Annotated in this window: 12 protein-coding genes and 1 pseudogene; 6 read left to right on the top strand and 7 right to left on the bottom strand. The window is 72.3% G+C overall.

Going from position 1 to position 17,483, the window contains the following annotated elements; genetic code table 11:
• The first annotated feature begins 75 nt into the window (after positions 1 to 75).
• Positions 76 to 792, top strand: a complete 717-nt coding sequence (locus tag ACQPX6_RS06870) for a FadR/GntR family transcriptional regulator (protein WP_433786405.1) — start codon at positions 76 to 78, stop codon at positions 790 to 792.
• 76 nt (positions 793 to 868) lie between these two features.
• Here the strand turns inward: ACQPX6_RS06870 and ACQPX6_RS06865 are convergent, their stop codons facing one another.
• Positions 869 to 1,417, bottom strand: coding sequence for a pentapeptide repeat-containing protein (locus tag ACQPX6_RS06865; RefSeq protein ID WP_433786404.1), 549 nt, complete (start codon positions 1,415 to 1,417; stop codon positions 869 to 871).
• A gap of 296 nt (positions 1,418 to 1,713) precedes the next feature.
• A complete protein-coding gene (locus tag ACQPX6_RS06860; RefSeq protein ID WP_433786402.1) occupies positions 1,714 to 2,229 on the bottom strand; it encodes a hypothetical protein in 516 nt (171 codons plus the stop codon).
• Between the two features lie 2,491 nt (positions 2,230 to 4,720).
• Between ACQPX6_RS06860 and ACQPX6_RS06855 the strand changes: the two genes are divergently transcribed.
• The gene (locus ACQPX6_RS06855; protein WP_433786400.1) at positions 4,721 to 5,716 is read left to right on the top strand and encodes an RNA polymerase subunit sigma-70; all 996 of its coding nucleotides are present in this window, start codon (positions 4,721 to 4,723) and stop codon (positions 5,714 to 5,716) included.
• 9 nt (positions 5,717 to 5,725) lie between these two features.
• Here ACQPX6_RS06855 and ACQPX6_RS06850 read toward each other — a convergent pair whose 3' ends face one another.
• Together ACQPX6_RS06850 and ACQPX6_RS06845 are read right to left on the bottom strand one after the other, a co-directional pair.
• A complete protein-coding gene (locus tag ACQPX6_RS06850) occupies positions 5,726 to 6,292 on the bottom strand; it encodes a dihydrofolate reductase family protein (protein ID WP_433786399.1) in 567 nt (188 codons plus the stop codon).
• A 70-nt stretch (positions 6,293 to 6,362) separates the two neighbouring features.
• Positions 6,363 to 7,886: a GGDEF domain-containing protein gene (locus tag ACQPX6_RS06845; protein ID WP_433786397.1), complete on the bottom strand. Its 1,524-nt coding sequence runs from the start codon at positions 7,884 to 7,886 to the stop codon at positions 6,363 to 6,365.
• Between the two features lie 123 nt (positions 7,887 to 8,009).
• Between ACQPX6_RS06845 and ACQPX6_RS06840 the strand changes: the two genes are divergently transcribed.
• The 3 genes and pseudogenes from ACQPX6_RS06840 (at position 8,010) to ACQPX6_RS06830 (ending at position 11,113) form a co-directional block, all read left to right on the top strand.
• Entirely contained in the window at positions 8,010 to 9,236 is a 1,227-nt protein-coding gene (locus tag ACQPX6_RS06840; protein ID WP_433786396.1) for a TauD/TfdA family dioxygenase, read from the top strand.
• A 169-nt stretch (positions 9,237 to 9,405) separates the two neighbouring features.
• Positions 9,406 to 9,696, top strand: a complete 291-nt coding sequence (locus tag ACQPX6_RS06835) for a hypothetical protein (RefSeq protein ID WP_433786395.1) — start codon at positions 9,406 to 9,408, stop codon at positions 9,694 to 9,696.
• 39 nt (positions 9,697 to 9,735) lie between these two features.
• Positions 9,736 to 11,113, top strand: a pseudogene (locus tag ACQPX6_RS06830) (MFS transporter).
• 13 nt (positions 11,114 to 11,126) lie between these two features.
• Here the strand turns inward: ACQPX6_RS06830 and ACQPX6_RS06825 are convergent.
• Positions 11,127 to 12,560, bottom strand: a complete 1,434-nt coding sequence (locus tag ACQPX6_RS06825; RefSeq protein ID WP_433786394.1) for a glycoside hydrolase family 28 protein — start codon at positions 12,558 to 12,560, stop codon at positions 11,127 to 11,129.
• A 76-nt stretch (positions 12,561 to 12,636) separates the two neighbouring features.
• On the opposite strand from ACQPX6_RS06825, the gene ACQPX6_RS06820 reads away from it, so the two are divergent.
• Positions 12,637 to 15,822, top strand: coding sequence for an ATP-binding protein (locus tag ACQPX6_RS06820; protein WP_433786392.1), 3,186 nt, complete (start codon positions 12,637 to 12,639; stop codon positions 15,820 to 15,822).
• Here the strand turns inward: ACQPX6_RS06820 and ACQPX6_RS06815 are convergent, their stop codons facing one another.
• Together ACQPX6_RS06815 and ACQPX6_RS06810 are read right to left on the bottom strand one after the other, a co-directional pair.
• Entirely contained in the window at positions 15,823 to 16,323 is a 501-nt protein-coding gene (locus ACQPX6_RS06815) for an MSMEG_0567/Sll0786 family nitrogen starvation N-acetyltransferase (protein WP_433786391.1), read from the bottom strand.
• Entirely contained in the window at positions 16,320 to 17,480 is a 1,161-nt protein-coding gene (locus ACQPX6_RS06810; protein ID WP_433786389.1) for an MSMEG_0568 family radical SAM protein, read from the bottom strand. The genes ACQPX6_RS06815 and ACQPX6_RS06810 overlap by 4 nt, the downstream gene beginning before the upstream one ends.
• Positions 17,481 to 17,483: the final 3 nt, after the last annotated feature.

Raw genomic sequence — 17,483 nt, 5'->3', positions numbered from 1 at the left:
AAGAGGTTTCCGCCTACGCGGTCTGACAGCCGCCGGGTTGCGCTAAAGTTCGTCAACTTCTGATCAGGAGGCGCCATGACCCGTCCCACCGACGGCCCCGAGGTACGCCGCGGACGTTCGCGCGCGGAGGCCGTCGCCGAGGCCATCCAGGAGGAGATCGCGACCTCGGGCGCCGCCACCGGCGACCACCTCGGGCTGCGGACCGAGCTGATCGAGCGCCACGGCGTGAGCCCCTCGGTGATGAACGAGGCGCTGCGCCTGCTGCGCGACCGCGGCATCGTCACCGTCCGGCCCGGGCCCTCCGGCGGGGTGTTCGTGGCGCAGCAGCCCGCCCAGGTGCGCCTCGGCGCGATCGATCTGTGGTTCTCCACTGCGGTGGGCAATCCCCGAGAGCTGTTCGAGGCCCGCACCTTCTTCGACGACACCTTCGCCGTGCTGGCCGTCGACCGCGCCGGCCCGAACGACGTTCGCGCCATGGAGTCGGCCCTGCACGACATGCGCCGCCACACCGACGACGCCGCCGCCTACATGCGCGCCACCGTTGAGTTCCACACCGCGATCGCCCACGCCGCCGGCCCGACGGTCGTCGTCGGGCTCTACGAGACCGTGGTCGCGCTGCTGCGCGCCGGCGTCGTGCGCGCGGCCTTCGTCGAACCCCGCGAGGAACTCGTCGCCCACGCCCTGGACGTCCACGAGGGCATGGCGTCCGCCATCCGGGACCGCGACACGGACGCGATGGCGAAGCTCCTCGCCCTGCACGGGACCGACCTCGAGCGGGTGCCCACCGACTGACCCGCCTCCGCACGTTGTGTCAGGCCTGGTTCTGATTCTTGCTCGACTGGTGCGGAAGAACGAAGCACGGATTCGCCTAGCTGCCGCCGGGTGGAGCGGACGGCGTGCCGACGGCCCCCGAGAGGTCAACGTTCCTCGCGCCGCTGAGGTAAGACCGATCGACGTTCGCCGTGGTGAAGTCGGCGCCGCGCAACTCGGCCCGCAGCAGGACGGCCCCGACCAGCGAATCGCCCCGAAACCCTGTGCCGTCGAGCGTGGCGTCATCGAGGTTGGCGAACCCCAGGTCGAATCGGCTCAAGTCACGGCCCCGGAGAATGATCGAGCCCGGGAGACACACTCCAGCCAAGTTGGCCACGGCGCCTCCGTCATCGTCGCGGTCGCGTCGGGCCAGCACGTCGATCGCGGTCGCCACATCGCTCGGGAGGAGCGGCGGGAATCCTGAGCGACGAGCCTCTGCGTCGATGGCAAGGCACGCGCTGTCTGCGAACGGTAGGTGGTTACGAACGTACGCGGACAGCACGGTAACGACGGTCGGCTGGTCGCGGGGCGAGTCGATCCCGAGCCGTTGGAGGGCGAAGATCCCTCCAATTCGAACGTCCACGGCCGGCTCCCCCAGCTGCGCCACAGCCCGTGTATAGCGATCCGCGAACTGAGCCTGCAGCGCCTGGTCAGAGGTTGCGGAGAATGTGGAGACGGAGACCAAGATTCCGGCCAACGCCGCCAGCGCCGAGATAACGGCGGCGATCGCGGCGAGGGTTGCGGGCGATGACTTTTGCGACCCGCCGTCTAATCTGACTGTTCTATTCCACCTCCCCAAAGGGGCGCTGGCGTGAGAAAGCTGTCGTACGCGGCGCGGCCGCGCATTGCGAGTCGGCGCACCAGGTCGTAAGCCTCGTTCCCGTCGGACTCGACGTTGCGGACTCATCCGCCTGCCCCCGGAGTGTCTACGTCCGCGACCAGGATCTCACTGATGTTGTCAGAGACGAGCTCCACCCAGTCGTCCCCCAACCCAGGAATGTCTTCGGGATGGCACACTGCCGGCAACGTCAGGAAGATGCTGTGCAAGTCCCGGCACTCTCGGGGGTCGATCCGCGTCCAGCTCGAGACGTCACCCCAACCAAACGCCTCGGTCAGCGACCAGAAGTCGGGTACATGAGCACGCCGCGAATTCACGTCCTCGAGCTCCCAGGACAAAGACGGGAAGTAGACCTGGGCATCGCTCATGATTCCGACCCGTCGAGCGAATCCCGTTGTATTGAGCATGTCGACCGCGCCGATCCCTCCCGAGATGCGCGCACGTCGACCGCGGAACAACGCCATCGACAGCCGCGTGCCTTCGGGGAGCGTGACGAGCGGGGCCCGGTCGAGCAAAGCTTGGGCGACCTCCGGCAAACGTCGTCGCAAGTTTGGGTTGAGGCCGAACATCGAGATCAGCACCGACCTAGCGACCGCCCCGGGCCGCAGGTCGAACAGCTGCGGGAGGGGTCGGCGAAGTGGGAGCGCGAACCGCCAGTCCTTCACCCACGTCTGGCGAAGCCGTCGCGCCAAGTGCAGATAAACGGCTGTTGTGCACGGTTTGCGCACAAGTCGATCTACGCCTAGGTGCGGGTTGGGGAGCGAACTGGGGTCGAATCGTGCCCGGGTGCGGGCTGAGTCGGTCGGACTGCCTGCATAGCCGCTGGTAGCAGCCCTGGTCGGCGCGGTGGACCGTCCTCCTAGAGCGGGTGTCGCAGGTTCGAATCCTGCCGGGGGCGCCGCTTGACCTCGACGTTCACCGCAAGAACGTGTAGTGCCCACGGCGGGCACGATCGAACTCCTGGCGTTGCTCTTGCAAGGACGTACGCACCGACGACCACGGATCCCCGCGCCGAGCCGCTGGTTGCGGAGCCCTCGAGCGGGTAGGGCTGGCTGGCTGGCTGGCACCTAACCGGTGGAGACGTACGCCCAAGGGGCGGGGAGCGCGACCGAACTGCGCTTTTCCATCATGAACTCGTCGATGGTCGCAACACGTGTGCATGACCACTGGCATTCGAGCAGCTAGCGATGCGGTGCTCGTTCGGCGATGCCGGTGCAACAAACGCGGTCTCGATCGAGGAGTGACGCGATGAGGAGTCGTGGCGGACCCGTGCGATGGCAGGAATGAGCTCAGCCGATCATTGTGCGACTTCCGGGGACGTGGGTTCCTCTGCTTTCCGTTCAGCCAGCAACTCAAGCACGGCAACGCGGTCCTCCGAATCCAGCCTACGGAATGCTTGACCTAGCAGGAAGAGTGGGCGCGTACGTCGCGAACTGAAGAAACCCGCGAGGGCGAAAGCGAAGATAAGCAGGGTCGAGATTGCCTTGTCGAAGAGAAGGAACGCTGAGGGCGGGCCCAGGATCGGAACCTGTATCGCTAGCCTGAGAGCGGCAGCCAGCGCAAGTCCTAGAGCGATCCAAGCCACCGTGTGGCTACCTAGATAGTGTGAGGCGCGCTGAGCGATAGGCCAAGTACAAAGACATACACATAGGAGTGTCGCTGGCGCTCCCGCAGCGAAGAATATTTCCAGCGCTTGGTCGTACTGAATTTCCGGAGCAGCCAACGCAGCCGAGGTGAAAGAAACATAACCGAACACCCCACCAAAGAAGGATTCAGTCATCAACAATACCGACGCGAACGAGACACATACGAGGAATGGGTTGATTGAGATGCGGCCAGCGGCAGCGTCCCTAATGTCCGCCGCCGGTCCAGTCCTTCGCTTGAAACGGAATCTCGTTACGACAAAGACGGACGGGCCAAAGGGCCGACGAAATGACCTGCGCGGGGCCATCCTCCAAGAAGAGTTTGAGGAGGAAGTATAGCGGTGGTATCAGCACGAAGGTGCCGACAGCAACGACGACCTCCTTCTTTGACTCCCCCGCTCTTTGACTGTTCTCGAAAGCCGTACTCAAGTAGCCCCCTTCTAGGTACAGATTAGCCAGCTAGTTCGTGCCTCGCAGTCCTCGAGCTCCTGTGAACTCAGGGTGCCACCACCTAGACCCGATTCCCGAAGGCCGACGTTGGAGGTGCCGCTCCTGATCCGCACGCTCCATGCCACAGACGCACGACTCATGCACGCCCTTCGACATCGGTCGACGACTTGCGCAACCCGAAGCATCTGCTCGACACGCCCTCACGTACGCCGAGAGAAGAGCTGGCTCAGGCCGTAACAAGCGACTCCGACTACGGCAACGACGAAGACCACTGCGCCGAGGACGCCGAAGGTCTCGTAGGACCACTGACCCATCTGTTGCAGGCTGTACAGCATCGAACTCAAAGTGCCCCCGGGATCGACAAGTACTGACTACACTGAGCTACAACGGTGGCGAAGCCAATAAGCTGAACGGGTGTAGCTTGCGTGAACGGTTAACGTCCTGCGTTCGGAACGTGGCCGCAGATGCCACATCCCGTTCTGCATGCCAGGCCGGGGTCATGTTCGAGCTTCTCGCGCGACCTTAAGTCGAGTTGGCCCCGCTGGCTTTGCGGCAGTGGGGTCGGCGAGCTCGACCTCGACGTCGACGTCCACGGGCCGATCCAGGTGGCAGAGCCCCGGGCGCATGGCGCGATCGGCTTCTCGACGTCATCCAGCCGGTAGCCAAGTGGTTCAAAGTACCTTCGTCCGCCATTGGGGTGGCGGCCACGCGGCGGGTAGTGCCGGATCGCCTACCGAGGGCGAGCAACCGGGCCGAATTCGAACCCGCCGGGCGGGGTCAGAGCCGGCGACAATGCCAGATTGACCGCCCCCGATGCCCCTTTCAACGTCGACGCCTACGTCCGCCGGTCCTGGAGGAGCCCAGACTCCGACCACGACAACGTCGCCGAGGGCCGGGCCCGTCCGCCGCTCCACCGATCAGGAATCCTCCGCCGCGTCGTCGGTCCTGACCCCTCGCCCCGGTGGAAGGATCGACGACCATGACCGACGCCGGCCCGCAGGGCGACGAGTCCACCCCCGCGGCGGTCCGGTCCGGCGACGCGGCGCAGTTCGCCCTCCTCACGGAGCGCCACCGGCGTGAGCTGCAGGTGCACTGCTACCGGATGCTCGCGAACTACGAGGACGCCCAGGACCTGACGCAGGAGACGTTCCTGCGGGCGTGGAACAAGCGGGAGTCGTTCCGGGGCCACGCCGCCCTGCGGACCTGGCTGTACCGGATCGCGACGAACGCCTGCCTCGACCTCCTGGACAAGCGCGACCGCACCCCCATGCCGTCCGAGCTGCCGGACGTCGAGCACGAGGTGCCGCACCTGCAGCCGTACCCCGACCGGATGCTCCCCGAGGACCCGCAGGAGGCGGTGGTGGCGCGGGAGACGATCGAGCTGGCGTTCGTCGTCGCCGTCGCGCACCTGCCGCCGCGGCAGCGGGCGGTGCTCGTCCTGCGCGACGTCCTCGGCTGGCCGGCGCCGCAGGCCGCCGACGCCCTCGAGCTGACCGTCGCCTCGGTGACCAGCGCCCTGCAGCGGGCGCGCGTGACCATGCGCGAGCAGCTGCCCGACCGCCGCCTCGACTGGCGGACCCCCGCCACCCACGAGCTGTCGGACGACGAGCGCCGGGTGCTGACCGCGTACATCGACGCCCACCAGCGCAACGACCTCGCCGGGCTGACGGCCCTGCTGCGCCACGACCTGCGCTTCGCGATGCTGCCCGACCCCGGCACCGTGAGCACGACGGCGAAGGAGGCGGTTGACGGCTGGGTCTCCGGTGGGCTCTTCCGGGTCCACGACGACTGGCGCGGCGTCGCCACGACGGTCAACCGCATGCCGGCCGCCGTGCTGTACCTCCGCACTCCCGACGACCCGGTCCACCGGCTGTTCACCATGGCGGTCCTGCACGTCGTCGACGGCGAGATCGCCGAGCTCACCGGGTTCGACGTCAGGGACGAGCCATGGCTCGGCCTGCCCCCGACGCCGTGATCAGAGCGCTCATCGCCTCGTCTGGTACCGGGTCAGCACCACGCCGCCGGGGAACGTCCGCGTCTCCACCAGGTCCAGGCCCACCCAGCTGTCCAGCGCCGTGAAGAACGGCGTGCCGCCGCCCACCAGGACCGGGTGGGTGACCAGGACGTACTCGTCGACCAGCCCGGCGCGCACGGCCGACGAGGCGAGCGTGGCGCCCGCGATGCCCATGGGGCCGCCGTCCTCGGCCCGGAGCCGGGTGATCTCGGCGACCGCGTCACCGGTGACCAGGCGGGAGTTCCAGCCGACCTCGTCGAGCGTCGACGAGAACACCACCTTCGGCGTGTCCCGCCAGTTCCGCGCGTAGGCGATCTCCGCCGGGGTGGCGTCGGGCTGCTGGTCGCGGGTCGGCCAGGAGGAGCTCATCGCCTCCCACAGCCTGCGCCCGTACAGCGACACCTCGATCGCCCGTTCCCGGTCGAGCCACCACCCGAACAGCTCGTCGCTCGGCGGCCCGCCCCAGCCGATGTCGTCGCCGGTCGCGGCGATGTAGCCGTCCAGTGTCACGTTCATGCCGAAGACCAGTTTCCGCACCGTGCCGCCTCCCGTGGATCGCTCTCCCCCGTACAGACGGGCGCGGCGCGGGAACCTGATCGGTGTGACCTCACCGTGTCACCGGCGGGCGGGGAGCCACGAGCGGCACGGCGCCGACGACGCGACCGCGCCCGCTGGTCTTCGCCAGCCGGAGGGCGTCGTCGGCGGCGCGGTAGAGCTCCTCGAAGCCCGTGCCGTCGCGGCCCTGCTCGGCCACGCCGGCGCTGGCCCCGACACCCACGCGCTGCCCGTCCACGTCCTGCGTCGTGTCGGCGAGGGCCGCCAGCACGTCGGCGAGGCGCGCGACCGCGTCCTCGCGGGCCATCCCCATCATCGCCACCACGAACTCCTCGCCGCCGATCCGCGCGATCACGTCCTCGCCGCGGAACGCGCCCTGCAGGTGGGCCGCCACCCGGCGGAGCGTCTCGTCGCCGACCGCGTGGCCGTGGCGATCGTTGATCCCCTTGAAGTGGTCGAGGTCCACCACCGCGAGCGACAGCGTCGTGCGCTGGCGCACCACCAGCAGCTGCAGCCGGTCGAGATCGCGGTCCAGGCGGCGCCGGTTGGCCAGGCCCGTCAGGGGATCGGTCTCGGCGAGCTGCGCGAGGTCCCGCCGCAGCGCGAGGTTGTCGCCCGAGAGCACCCCCTGGCGTACACCGAAGATCGCCAGCAGGAGCACCCCGACCCCGACGTCGAACCACCCGTCGATCCCCACCCCGACGGCGGTCACCACCGCCAGGCCCACGACGAGGTTCACCAGCACGTCGCCGAGGCGGCTGTCCGCCGCCGCCCGCAGCGCGCCGGTGCCCGGCGCCCGCGCCGAGAACGTCAGCGCGGCCAGCGCGATCAGCAGGTAGCCCCCGATCCACCCCAGATCGAACGGCGTGCCCGTGTGGAACACCCCGCGGGCCTGCAGCAGGGCGTAGGCCGTGTCCTCCACCGCGTACACGAGGAGCCCGCAGGCCAGCAGCACCAGGTCCGCCCGCCGGCGGCTGGGGCTCCGGGTCAGCAGGAGCAGCGCGAGGCTGGCCAGCAGCACGTCACCCAGGGGGTAGATGCCCAGCAGGAGGGCGCCGAGCCCCGGGCCCAGGCGCGCGGACATCTCCCCCAGCACCAGGACGCTGCTCAGGAAGAGCACCGAGCACCCGATCAGGAGGCCGTCGAGGAGCAGGCGCACGCGGTCGTTCTTCGCCCGGCTCCCGGCCGGGAACCGCAGCAGGCCCGCCGCCGCCAGGACGAGCGCGATCACGAAGAAGAGGTCGCTGACGGTCGGGAACGGCTTCACGGGCTCGAGGCTCTGCACGAACCACACGATGTTGCCGACCGTCCAGGCCGCGCCCATGGCGGCGAAGAGCGTCCACGCCCGGCGCAGGGCCCCCGTGGTCCTCGACGCGGTGTAGAGGCAGCACGCGGCCGCGGCGGACCCGCTGATCAGGAACAACCAGTTGCTGACGAGCAGCTTGTCCCGGACACCGGTCCAGCTCGCCGTGAGCAGGACCGCCCCCGTCACGAACAGGACGAGCGCGACGACGACGGCGACGGCGAACGTGCGGAGGTCGCCCGCCCCGGTGGTCCTGGCCTGCGTCGCGTCCATCGGTGCCTCTCGCCCGGCCTGGGCGACAACGGGAGACCCAAGGCGCATCATGGTAATGCGCTGTTGCGCTCCGGTGTCACCGTCAAGTGGTGGGACCTCCGCTCCCCGAGAGGACCCCCGACCGTGGGCCAGACCCGGCACGCCACCGAACCGTCACCGGCGGAGGGCACCGTCGAGCTCTTCCCGTCCCACCTGACGGTGGTGCTCGACGGGGTGGTGCGCCGTTTCCACCACGTGTGGCTGCGGGACAACAGCTGGGCCCCCGAGGACCGGGTGGCCCAGAGCAGCGAGCGCCGGCTGTTCACCGCCGACATCGACGAGGCCGTCGGACCGGTCTCGGTCGCCTTCGACCCGGACCTCGGCCTGGACGTCCTCTGGGACGATGGACGTGCCTGCACCTACGCGCCGGCCTGGCTACGCCGGCACGACTACTCCGACGAGCCCGCCCGGCGGGCCCGACGGTTCGCCCCGCCGCTGTGGCCCGCGGCGGCCGTGGAGCCACCGCGCCTCGGGCACGCGGAGGTGGTCGGCACCGAGGCCGGAGCGCTGGCCTACCTCGACGCGGTCCGCGAGCACGGCGCCGTGATCGTGAGCGGTGTCCCGTCCGTCGACGGGGAGGTCGAGCGGTTCGCCCAGGTCTTCGGGCCCGTCCGCGAGCTCGCGTTCGAGCGCGTGCACAACGTGCGGCTCGACCCGGCCGGCTACAACGTCGCGCACACGGCGGGCGAGCTGAAGCCCCACACCGACTTCCCCAGCTACGCGTGGCCGCCCTCGGTCCAGCTGCTGCACTTCCGGGCCAACCGGACCACCGGCGGGCAGTCGAACCTGGTCGACGGGTGGGCCGCGATCGCCGAGCTCCGCCGCGCCCACCCCGAGCACTTCGCCGTCCTGGCGCGCGTCGCGGTGCCCTTCCAGATGTTCAGCGATCACGAGGACACCGCCGCCGAGGCCCCGATGATCGAGCTCGACCCGTCCGGCGAGGTGCGGCTGTGCCGCTTCTCCAACCAGCTCGCCCAGCCGCTCCACGCCCCGTTCGACCAGGTCGAGGCGTTCTACGCGGCCTACCGGACCCTCGGGCGCATCATCGACTCCGGCCGCTACCGCGCCACCTTCACGGCGGCCGACGGCGACCTGCTCACCGTCCACGCCCATCGGGTCCTCCACGGTCGGCTGGCCTACGACCCCGCCAGCGGCGCCCGCCACCTCCAGAACGTCTACATGGAGTTCGACGATCTGCTGGCGCGGCGACGCGTGCTGCGTGGGGAGCACAAGCCGATCCCGGCCCAGTCTCGCCACGGCCGCACGGGTGCGTCACAGGGAGTTACCATTTTGGCGCCATCATTGAGCTGAACAGGTGAGCAACTCCTCAGTAGGAGTATCGCAGAGCTTGAGTGGTTACTCTACGGGTACGGGCTTCGCGGAAGTCCCTCAGCTGCCCGACCCGGTCGCCCCGGGGGGTGTCTGCCACCCCACCGGCTCGTGTGCGTGCGGCCGGCGGCGGACCGAGCGGAGATCCATCGTGGACGCCCACCAGCACCTCGCCGACCAGCTGATCGAACGGCTCACGGAGCTCGACGCCTGCGACGGCTACGTCGTGGTGGTCCGCGACGCGCAGACCGGCGAGACCGACGCGCACGGCCCGTTCGAGGACGGTCTGGACGCCCTCCGCGCGGCGGAGCGGACACGGCTCGAGTTCGATCTCGACGAGGTCGAGGACATCCAGATCACCATCACCCGCCTCCACCTCCCCGCGGGACGTCCCGCGCTCGCGGCATCCTCCACGCCCTCGGGGACCCCGCCGGCCTGGTGACCGCTCCGCGACCCTGGTGGGTCGGGCGTCCCCTTTCGTATGATGTGCGTCACACGAACGATCTCCACTCCGCCCGAGGTAGGGAGTTCGACGATGCCATCCACGACGACCGCACGGCCCGCCCCGACGGCGAAGGAGACGCGCCGGGTCGCCGGCGCCACCCTGATCGGCACGTCCATCGAGTGGTTCGACTTCTTCGTCTACGGCGCGGCCGCCGCGCTGGTCTTCGGGAAGCTCTTCTTCCCCACGGCGAACCCGCTCACCGGCACCCTGCTCGCGCTGTCGACGTTCGGTGTCGGATTCATCGCCCGCCCGTTCGGCGGGGTGATCTTCGCGCACTTCGGGGACCGCATCGGCCGCAAGTCGATGCTCGTCCTGTCCGTGGTGATGATGGGCGGGGGCACGTTCCTCGTCGGGCTGCTGCCCACCTACGCGTCGATCGGGATCGCCGCGCCGATCCTGCTCGTGCTGCTGCGGATCGTGCAGGGCATCGGGCTGGGCGGTGAGTGGGGCGGCCGCGGTGATGGCGGTCGAGTACGCGCCACCGAATCGCCGCGGGTTCTTCGGCAGCTTCCCGCAGACGGGCGTGCCGGCGGGCATGCTCATCGCCAACCTCTCGCTGCTGCTCGTCTCGGCCGTGCTGTCCGACGAGGCGTTCCTGTCCTGGGGCTGGCGGCTGCCGTTCCTGGCCTCGATCGTGCTCGTCGTCGTGGGCATCGTGATCCGCCTGCGGGTGGCCGAGTCGCCGGTCTTCGAGCAGGCCAAGAGCGCCGGCAAGATCGAGCGGCAGCCGGTGATCGCGGTGCTGCGCCGCCAGCCGCTGAACGTCCTGCGGGCCGCGGGCCTGCGCTTCGCCGAGAACAGCACGTTCTACATCCACACCACGTTCGTCCTGACCTACGGCACCGTCGTGCTCGGGCTGGCGCGCAACGACCTCCTGCTCGCGGTGATCGTCTCCTCGGCGCTGGGGCTGGTCAGCATCCCGTTCTACGGCTGGGCGTGCGACCGGTTCGGGCGGAAACCGGTGGTGCTGTGGGGCTCGCTGGTGCTGCTCGCCATGAGCTGGCCGTACTTCTGGGCGCTGGACACCGGGTCGCTCGCCTGGATCGTGCTCGCCACGGTGGTGGCGGTGAACATCGGCAACTCGGCGGTGTACGCGCCGCAGCCCGCCTACTTCTCCGAGCTGTTCGAGCCGGAGGTGCGCTACAGCGGGGCGTCGATCGGCGCGCAGGGGGCGAGCGTGTTCGCCGGCGGGCTGGCCCCGGTCATCGCCACCGCGCTGCTGGACGCGACCGGCGGCTGGGGCTGGATCGCGGTCTACATGTCGGCGATGGTGCTGATCACGATCGTCGCGGCGGTGTTCTCGCCGGACCCGTACCGGGACGCGCTGCGCAGGGGCGGACCGCTGCCGGAGTGACGGGCGGGCGTCGTCACGGCGACGTCGAACGGACCCCGGTGAGCTCGAGGTCGACCACGTCGTCGGCGACCACCGCCGGGCGAGCGTCCGGGGCGGCGAGCCCGAACCGGACGTCGCGCACCGCGACGCGCGCGGCGTGGCGCACCCAGAGGGCGTGGGCGGGCAGGACGCCGAACATCGTGTGCTCGGGGTAGGCGGACTCCTGCTCGGGGATCCCGGTGGGGCGCGCCTCGTCGGGCGTGCCGCCGCCCGGGAACGTGATGTCGAGGTCCGCCAGCACCACGTCCTCCACCGGGTGCCCGGGGAGGCCGGCGATGCTCATCGTGTGGCCGTCGCGCCGGGCGTCCGCCGGCATCGTGGCGCGCACCCCGCGGACGGACACGCCGCGCAGGGCCCCGACCGGCCGCGGCCGCTCCACCTCCCGGAACCCGAAATCGAAGCCGCGCCGGCCCCGCCGGATCGCGATCGGCGCGGCGACGTCGTGCATGACGAGGTCGTGCACCGTCACGTCCTCGAGGTCGCCGCCGTCGACGGTCTGGAGCTTGAGGCCACCCAGCCGGCAGTCGTGCAGCACGCAGTGCGAGATCGCGATCCGGCGGAAGCCGCCGAGCGACTGCGTGCCGAGCTTGATCCCGGCGCAGCGGGACCGCACGACGCAGTCGCGGACCACGACGTCGCGGCACGGGCGCGGGAACGAGCTCTTGAGCACGACGGCGTCGTCCTCGGTGTCCACCGCGCAGTCGCTGACCACCGCGTCGCGGCAGCTGTCGAGGACGATGCCGTCCTGGTTGATGTGGGAGGTGGACGTGATGCGCAGCCCGGCCAGGCGCACCGCGTCGCACAGCGCCAGGTGCACCGTCCACAGGCCGGACTCGCGCAGGGTGAGGTCGCGCAGCCCCACCCGGCGGCAGTTCCGGAAGAACACCATCCGCGGCCGGGGGCGCCCGGCGGCGTCCGGGTCCCGCACCACCTCGCGCGGGAAGTGCGCGCCGTTGCCGTCGATCACGCCGCCGCCCTCGATCGCGAGGTCCTCGGCGTCCTCGGCGAACACGAGCGCCCACACCTCGTAGCCGCCGACGTCGAGGTCGCGCGCGGGGAAGGCCCGGGCCGGGTAGTCGGCGACGTCGGGGCTGCCGAGCAGGACCGCGCCGGGCGTCAGGTGCAGCGTCACGCGGCTGCGCAGCACGATCGTCCCGGTGAGGAACCGCCCGGCGGGCAGGACCACGGTCCCGCCGCCGTTCGCCGACGCCGCGTCGATCGCGGCCTGGATCGCGGCCGTGTCCCGGGTGGCGCCGTCGCCGCGCGCGCCGTGGTCGCGCACGTCGAACACGGTCTCGCCGGCGGGGACGGCGCGCCGTCCGGCGCCGCTCGCCGACAGACCGGTGAGGCCCAGTGCCGCGACCGCCGCGCCGAGCACCGCGCGACGGCGGAGGGGCCTCGCGTCCACGGTCGGCTCCTGACGTCGCGGCGTGCGCTCATCGGACGGGACGACGGCATCCGACGCGCGCCGTACGATCACCCAGGTGACCCAGGACACCCTCCGGCTGCGGCTGATCGGCCGCTTTCGGGTGGAGGGCGAGGTCCACGGCCCGGTCCCGAGCGGTCAGGCCGAACGCCTGCTCAGCATCCTCGCCGCCCACCACGGGCGATTCCTGCCCACGAGCGTGCTCACCGACCTCCTGTGGCCCGACCGCCGGCCCGCGGAGCCCGAGCGGAACCTGGCCGCCCTCGTCAGCCGCCTGCGGCGCTCGCTGGGTCGCGAGCGCCTCGAGGGCGACCCGCGGGCCTACCGCCTCGTGCGCGACGCCGCGACGACGGTGGACGTGTCGGAGGCCGCCGACCTGGTCGTCACCGCCGAGCGCGAGCTCGCCCGCGACCGCCACGCCCTCGCCGCGGTGAGCGCGGAGGTCGCCGTGGGCCTGCTCGCCGACGGCCCCCCGCTGGCCGCCGAGCCGGACGCCGACTGGGCCGCGGAGGTGCGCGACCGGGCGGCCACCACCCTCGCCCGCGCCCGGGCGGTGCGCTGGACCGCGGCCCTCGCGCTCGGGGACCTCGACACCGCCGCCGACGAGGCGTCGCGGGCCCTCGCCGCGAACCCGCTCGACGAGCCGGCCTGCCGCGCCCTCATGCTCGCCCACCGGCGCCGCGGGGCGGACGCCGCGGCCCTCGCCGCGTACGAGCAGCTGCGGCGGACCCTGGCCGACGCGCTGGGCACCGACCCGTCCCCCGCCACCCGGGACGTCTTCCTCGCGCTGCTGCGCCCGGACCACGACCGGGCCGGGAGCGCCCCGCAGCCGGTCCGCGCGCCGGGGCCGTCCCCGCTGCCGGGCCGGGAGGACGAGGTCGCGGTCCTCTCGCGCGCCTGGGCCGCCACCGCCCGCGGGCACGGCGGGCTCGTGCTGATCACCGGCGAGGCCGGCATCGGCAAGAGCGCGCTGAGCGCGGTCCTGCGCACCGAGGCTCGGCGCAGCGGCGGGCTCGTCGAGGTCGTCCGGTGCTCCGAGGCCGAGCGCTCGCTCTACCTGCAGCCCCTCGCCGAGGCCGTCCGCGGGATCGTGCTGCGGCAGGCCCCCGACGCCGGCGACCTGCTCCCCGAGCGCGACCGCGAGGCCCTCGCCGACCTGGTGCCGGAGGTCGCCCCGGCGCGCGCCCCGGGCACGTCGCCCTCGGAGCTGCGCCGGCGGCGCACCCTCGAGGCGATGGCGGAGCTGTTCGGCCGGGTCGCGACGACGCGCCCCGTGCTGCTCGCCGTCGAGGACCTCGAGCACGCCGGGCAGCAGACCGTCGAGGCGCTGCACTTCCTGGCCACGCGGATGACCGAGCGACGGGTCCTCGTCGTCGCCACCGAGCGGACCTCGGAGGCCCCCGGCGCCGCGGCGACCCTGCGCGACGTGGCGACGCACCTCGAGATCGGCGCCCTGTCGCGCGAGGCCGTGCGGTCCCTGCTCGCGCAGGCCGGCCGGGAGCACGACCTCGAACGGTTCGTGGCGTGGACCGGGGGCTCGCCGCTGCTGGTCAGCGAGCTGCTGCGGCACCCCGAGAGCGTCGCCCCCGACGGCGACGGGGCGGTGCCCACCATCCCCGGCTCGCTGCAGGAGGCGCTCTCGCGCCGGCTGGCCGCGACGGCCGAGGACGTCACGCTGCTGCTCGCGCAGGCAGCGGTGTGGGGCACGTCGTTCCGCCTCGACGACGTCGCCGCGCTGTCGAAGCTGGACGTGGAGGAGTGCGCCCACCGGGCCGGGCGCGCCACCCGCGCCGGGTTCCTCGTCGCCGACGGCCCGAGCTACCGCTTCGCCAACGACATCGTGCGTCGGATCGCCTACGAGTCGGCGCCGCTGCCCGTGCGGATCAGCCGCCACCGCCGCGTCGCCGCCCTGCTCGCCGACCAGCCCGAGGCCGCGGCCCCCCACCACGCCGCCGCGGGCGACCACGCCGCGGCCTGCCGGTCGTGGATGGCCGCCGCGGACGCCGCGCACCTGGTGTTCGCGCACGTCGAGGCCGAGAAGCTGCTCACCGCGGCGGCCGGCAGCGCGCGCAGCGCCGCGGACCCGTCGCTGCAGGCCGCGGTGCTGCTGCGGCGCGGTGCGGTCCGCTGCGACCTCGGGCACCACGAGGACGCCCGCGACGACCACGACGAGGCCCTCGCGCTGGCGCGCGTGCTGGCCGACGAGGAGCTCGAGGCCCGCGCGCTGGAGGGCCTGGGCTGGACCGCGCTGTGGGCGCGCGACGCCCTGGGCGCGGTCGACCTCGCCGAGCGCGCCGGCCACCTCGCGGAGTCCGCCGCGGCGGCACCGGGTGCGCGCCGGAGCTCGCTGCTGCTGCTCGGGCGCGTCCGCCACTGGGACGGCGACTACACCGGGGCGACGCGCGCCTACCAGCAGGTGCTCGCCGTGGAGACCGACGACGCCACGAGCGCCGTCGCCATGGCCTACCGCGGCGCGCTGCTGCAGCACATGGACCGGTTCGCCGAGGCCCGCGCGGTGCTGGAGCGCGCCGTGGCCCTGTGCACGCGCACCGGCGAGTTCCGCACCCTGCTGCAGAGCCTGTTCTTCTGCGGGCTGGCGCGCGGCGACGTCGGCGACCTCGCAGGCGCCCTGCGCTCCCTCGACCGCGCGCGCCGCCTCATCGACGAGGCCGGCGTCGGCTACTACCGCGCCGGGATCGAGACCACGACGTCCTGGCTGTGGCAGGAGCTGGGCGAACTGGGGCGGGCCCGCGAGCACGCCGAGCTGGCCGTCGACCTCGCGAGCCGGGGCGGCGGGGCCCTCGAGCTGGAGCAGGGCCTGCACGCCCTGCTGGCCCTCGCCGACTGCGACCTGCTCGAGGGCCGCGACGACGACGCCGGCGCGCGCGTCGAGAGCGCCGCCCCGCTGCTGGACCGGCCCCTGCCCTTCCGGCCGCGCGCGGCGATGCGCCTGCTGGAGATGCAGGCGCGCTGGGAGCCCGAGCGAGCCGAGGCCCTGCTCGACCAGGCCCGGACCTACCGCTCGGCGAAGTACGAGGCCCTCGCCCTGGGGCACCTGGGCCGCGACCAGGAGGCCGCAGGAGTCGGCGCGCGCACCCGCTCGGACCTGGTCGTCGCGCAGACCGGCGCGCCCGCCGAGCGCGTCGCGGCGCGCGACCGCATCGCCGCCGCCCTGCCGCCCGAGCTGCGCACGCGGTTCGTCGCCCGCGGCCGGCTGGCCGTCCCCGCCCCGAGCACGCGCTGATCAGCGCAGCGCGATGTCCATGACCACGTGCGGCCGCCCGACGTAGATCTCCGAGGCCCGCGCCGTCCAGCCGAGGTGCTCGAAGAAGCGCCGGTTGTCCTGCTGGACGTGGGCGACCATGCGGGTGCCGCCGCGGGCGGCGGCCGCGGCCACGGCGAACCGCACGAGCGGGGCGCCGACGCGGGCGGTGCGGAACCCGGGGAGGACCGCGAGCCGGTCGCCCTGCCAGTCGCCCGGCCCCTCCCCCACGCCGGAGAGCGGGAACAGCCGCACCACGCCGGCCGCGTGCCCGTCGACCCAGGCGACGACGTGCAGCACGTCGGGCCGGGCGTCGTGCGCGTCCAGGTCGCTGGTGGCGAACACCGCCTGCTCGACCACGAACACGGCGTGGCGGACGCGGTGGTGCTCCGCGGCCTCCTCGGCGCCCGCGACCAGCCGGCAGTCGGCCCGCGGCGGCGCCCCGCGGATCCCGGTCACCGGCCGCGCCTCACCCGTCGTCACGCACCGGCCTCCGGACGCCGGCCGATCTGCAGCAGCGGCTGCACCGCGTTGAGCGCCGAGCACGCCTGGCACCGCGCGCACCCGGCGACCGCGTTCTCCGCGCTCATGCCGCGCTGGCTCATGTACGCGGCGACCTGCCGGTAGACGCGGTTGCTGTAGGGCCCGGGCGGCGGCGCCCAGTCCTCCATGAGGCTGCCGGCGACGGGCCGCAGCGGGACGATGAACGGGTAGACGCCGATGTCCACGGCGCGCCGGCATGCCGCGACGGTGAGGTCGGGGTCCTCCCCCATGCCGAGGATGACGTAGGTGGACACCCGGCCCTCGCCCCACAGCGCGACGGCGCGCTCCCAGGTGCGGAAGTAGGTCTCGATGCCCGTGCGCGCCTTGCCCGGGGCCACGTGCGCGAGCACCTGCGGGTCGAAGGTCTCGACGTGGATGCCGACCGCGTCGGCGCCGCCCATGGCGTGCACCTCGTCGAGGATCCCGAGGTCCCGCGGCGGCTCGAACTGGATCTCGACGGGCAGCCCGGACGCGTCCTTGACCGCGCGCCCGCAGCGGGCGACGTAGCGCGCGCCGCGGTCGGGCGCGGTGGAGCTGCCGGTGGTGAGGGTGGCGTCGACGGCGCCGTCGAGCTCCTTCGCGGCGACCGAGACCTCGGCGAGCTGCTCGGGGGTCTTCTTGACGATCGTGCTGCCCGCGGCCAGCGAGACGCCGATCCCGCAGAACTTGCACTGGTCCGCGGTGTTCCAGTAGTTGCAGGTCTGGACGACGGTGCTGGCCATCGAGTCCAGGTGCAGCAGGGCGATCTTCCAGTACGGCACGCCGTCGGCGGTGGTGCGGTCGTAGTACCGGGGCCGGTGGGTGTCCGCCACCGAGGCGAGCCGCCGGCCGTCGCGGTAGATCGCCCGGCCGCCGTCGTCCTCGTGGCGCAGCACGTAGGGCGAGCGCCGGGCGTCCTCGGTGCGGACCGGGACCGTCACCGGGAAGCCCTCGATCCACAGCATGCCGGCGTCGGTGGGCCCCGCCCCGCCGACGCGCGTCTCGACGTCGGCGTCGGTGCGCAGGCCCACGCTCTGCAGCTCGACGATCAGGGCGGCGACGGAGGCGGGGTCGGGCCCGTCGTGCGGCGCCGTCTCATGGCCCAGGACGCCGGTCATCCG

It is taken from the genome of Actinomycetospora sp. CA-101289, from assembly GCF_050955895.1.
Lineage (GTDB): Bacteria > Actinomycetota > Actinomycetes > Mycobacteriales > Pseudonocardiaceae > Actinomycetospora.
The sequence above is the reverse complement of the archived record's forward strand: the minus strand, read 5'-3'. Positions and strand labels throughout refer to the sequence as shown.

What these genes read in the sequence shown, in the direction of transcription:
- ACQPX6_RS06845 (WP_433786397.1), bottom strand. Translation starts at nt 7,886, where the DNA reads ATGGACGCGACGCAGGCCAGGACCACCGGGGCGGGCGACCTCCGCACG.
- ACQPX6_RS06870 (WP_433786405.1), top strand. Translation starts at nt 76, where the DNA reads ATGACCCGTCCCACCGACGGCCCCGAGGTACGCCGCGGACGTTCGCGC.
- ACQPX6_RS06810 (WP_433786389.1), bottom strand. Translation starts at nt 17,480, where the DNA reads ATGACCGGCGTCCTGGGCCATGAGACGGCGCCGCACGACGGGCCCGAC.
- ACQPX6_RS06855 (WP_433786400.1), top strand. Translation starts at nt 4,721, where the DNA reads ATGACCGACGCCGGCCCGCAGGGCGACGAGTCCACCCCCGCGGCGGTC.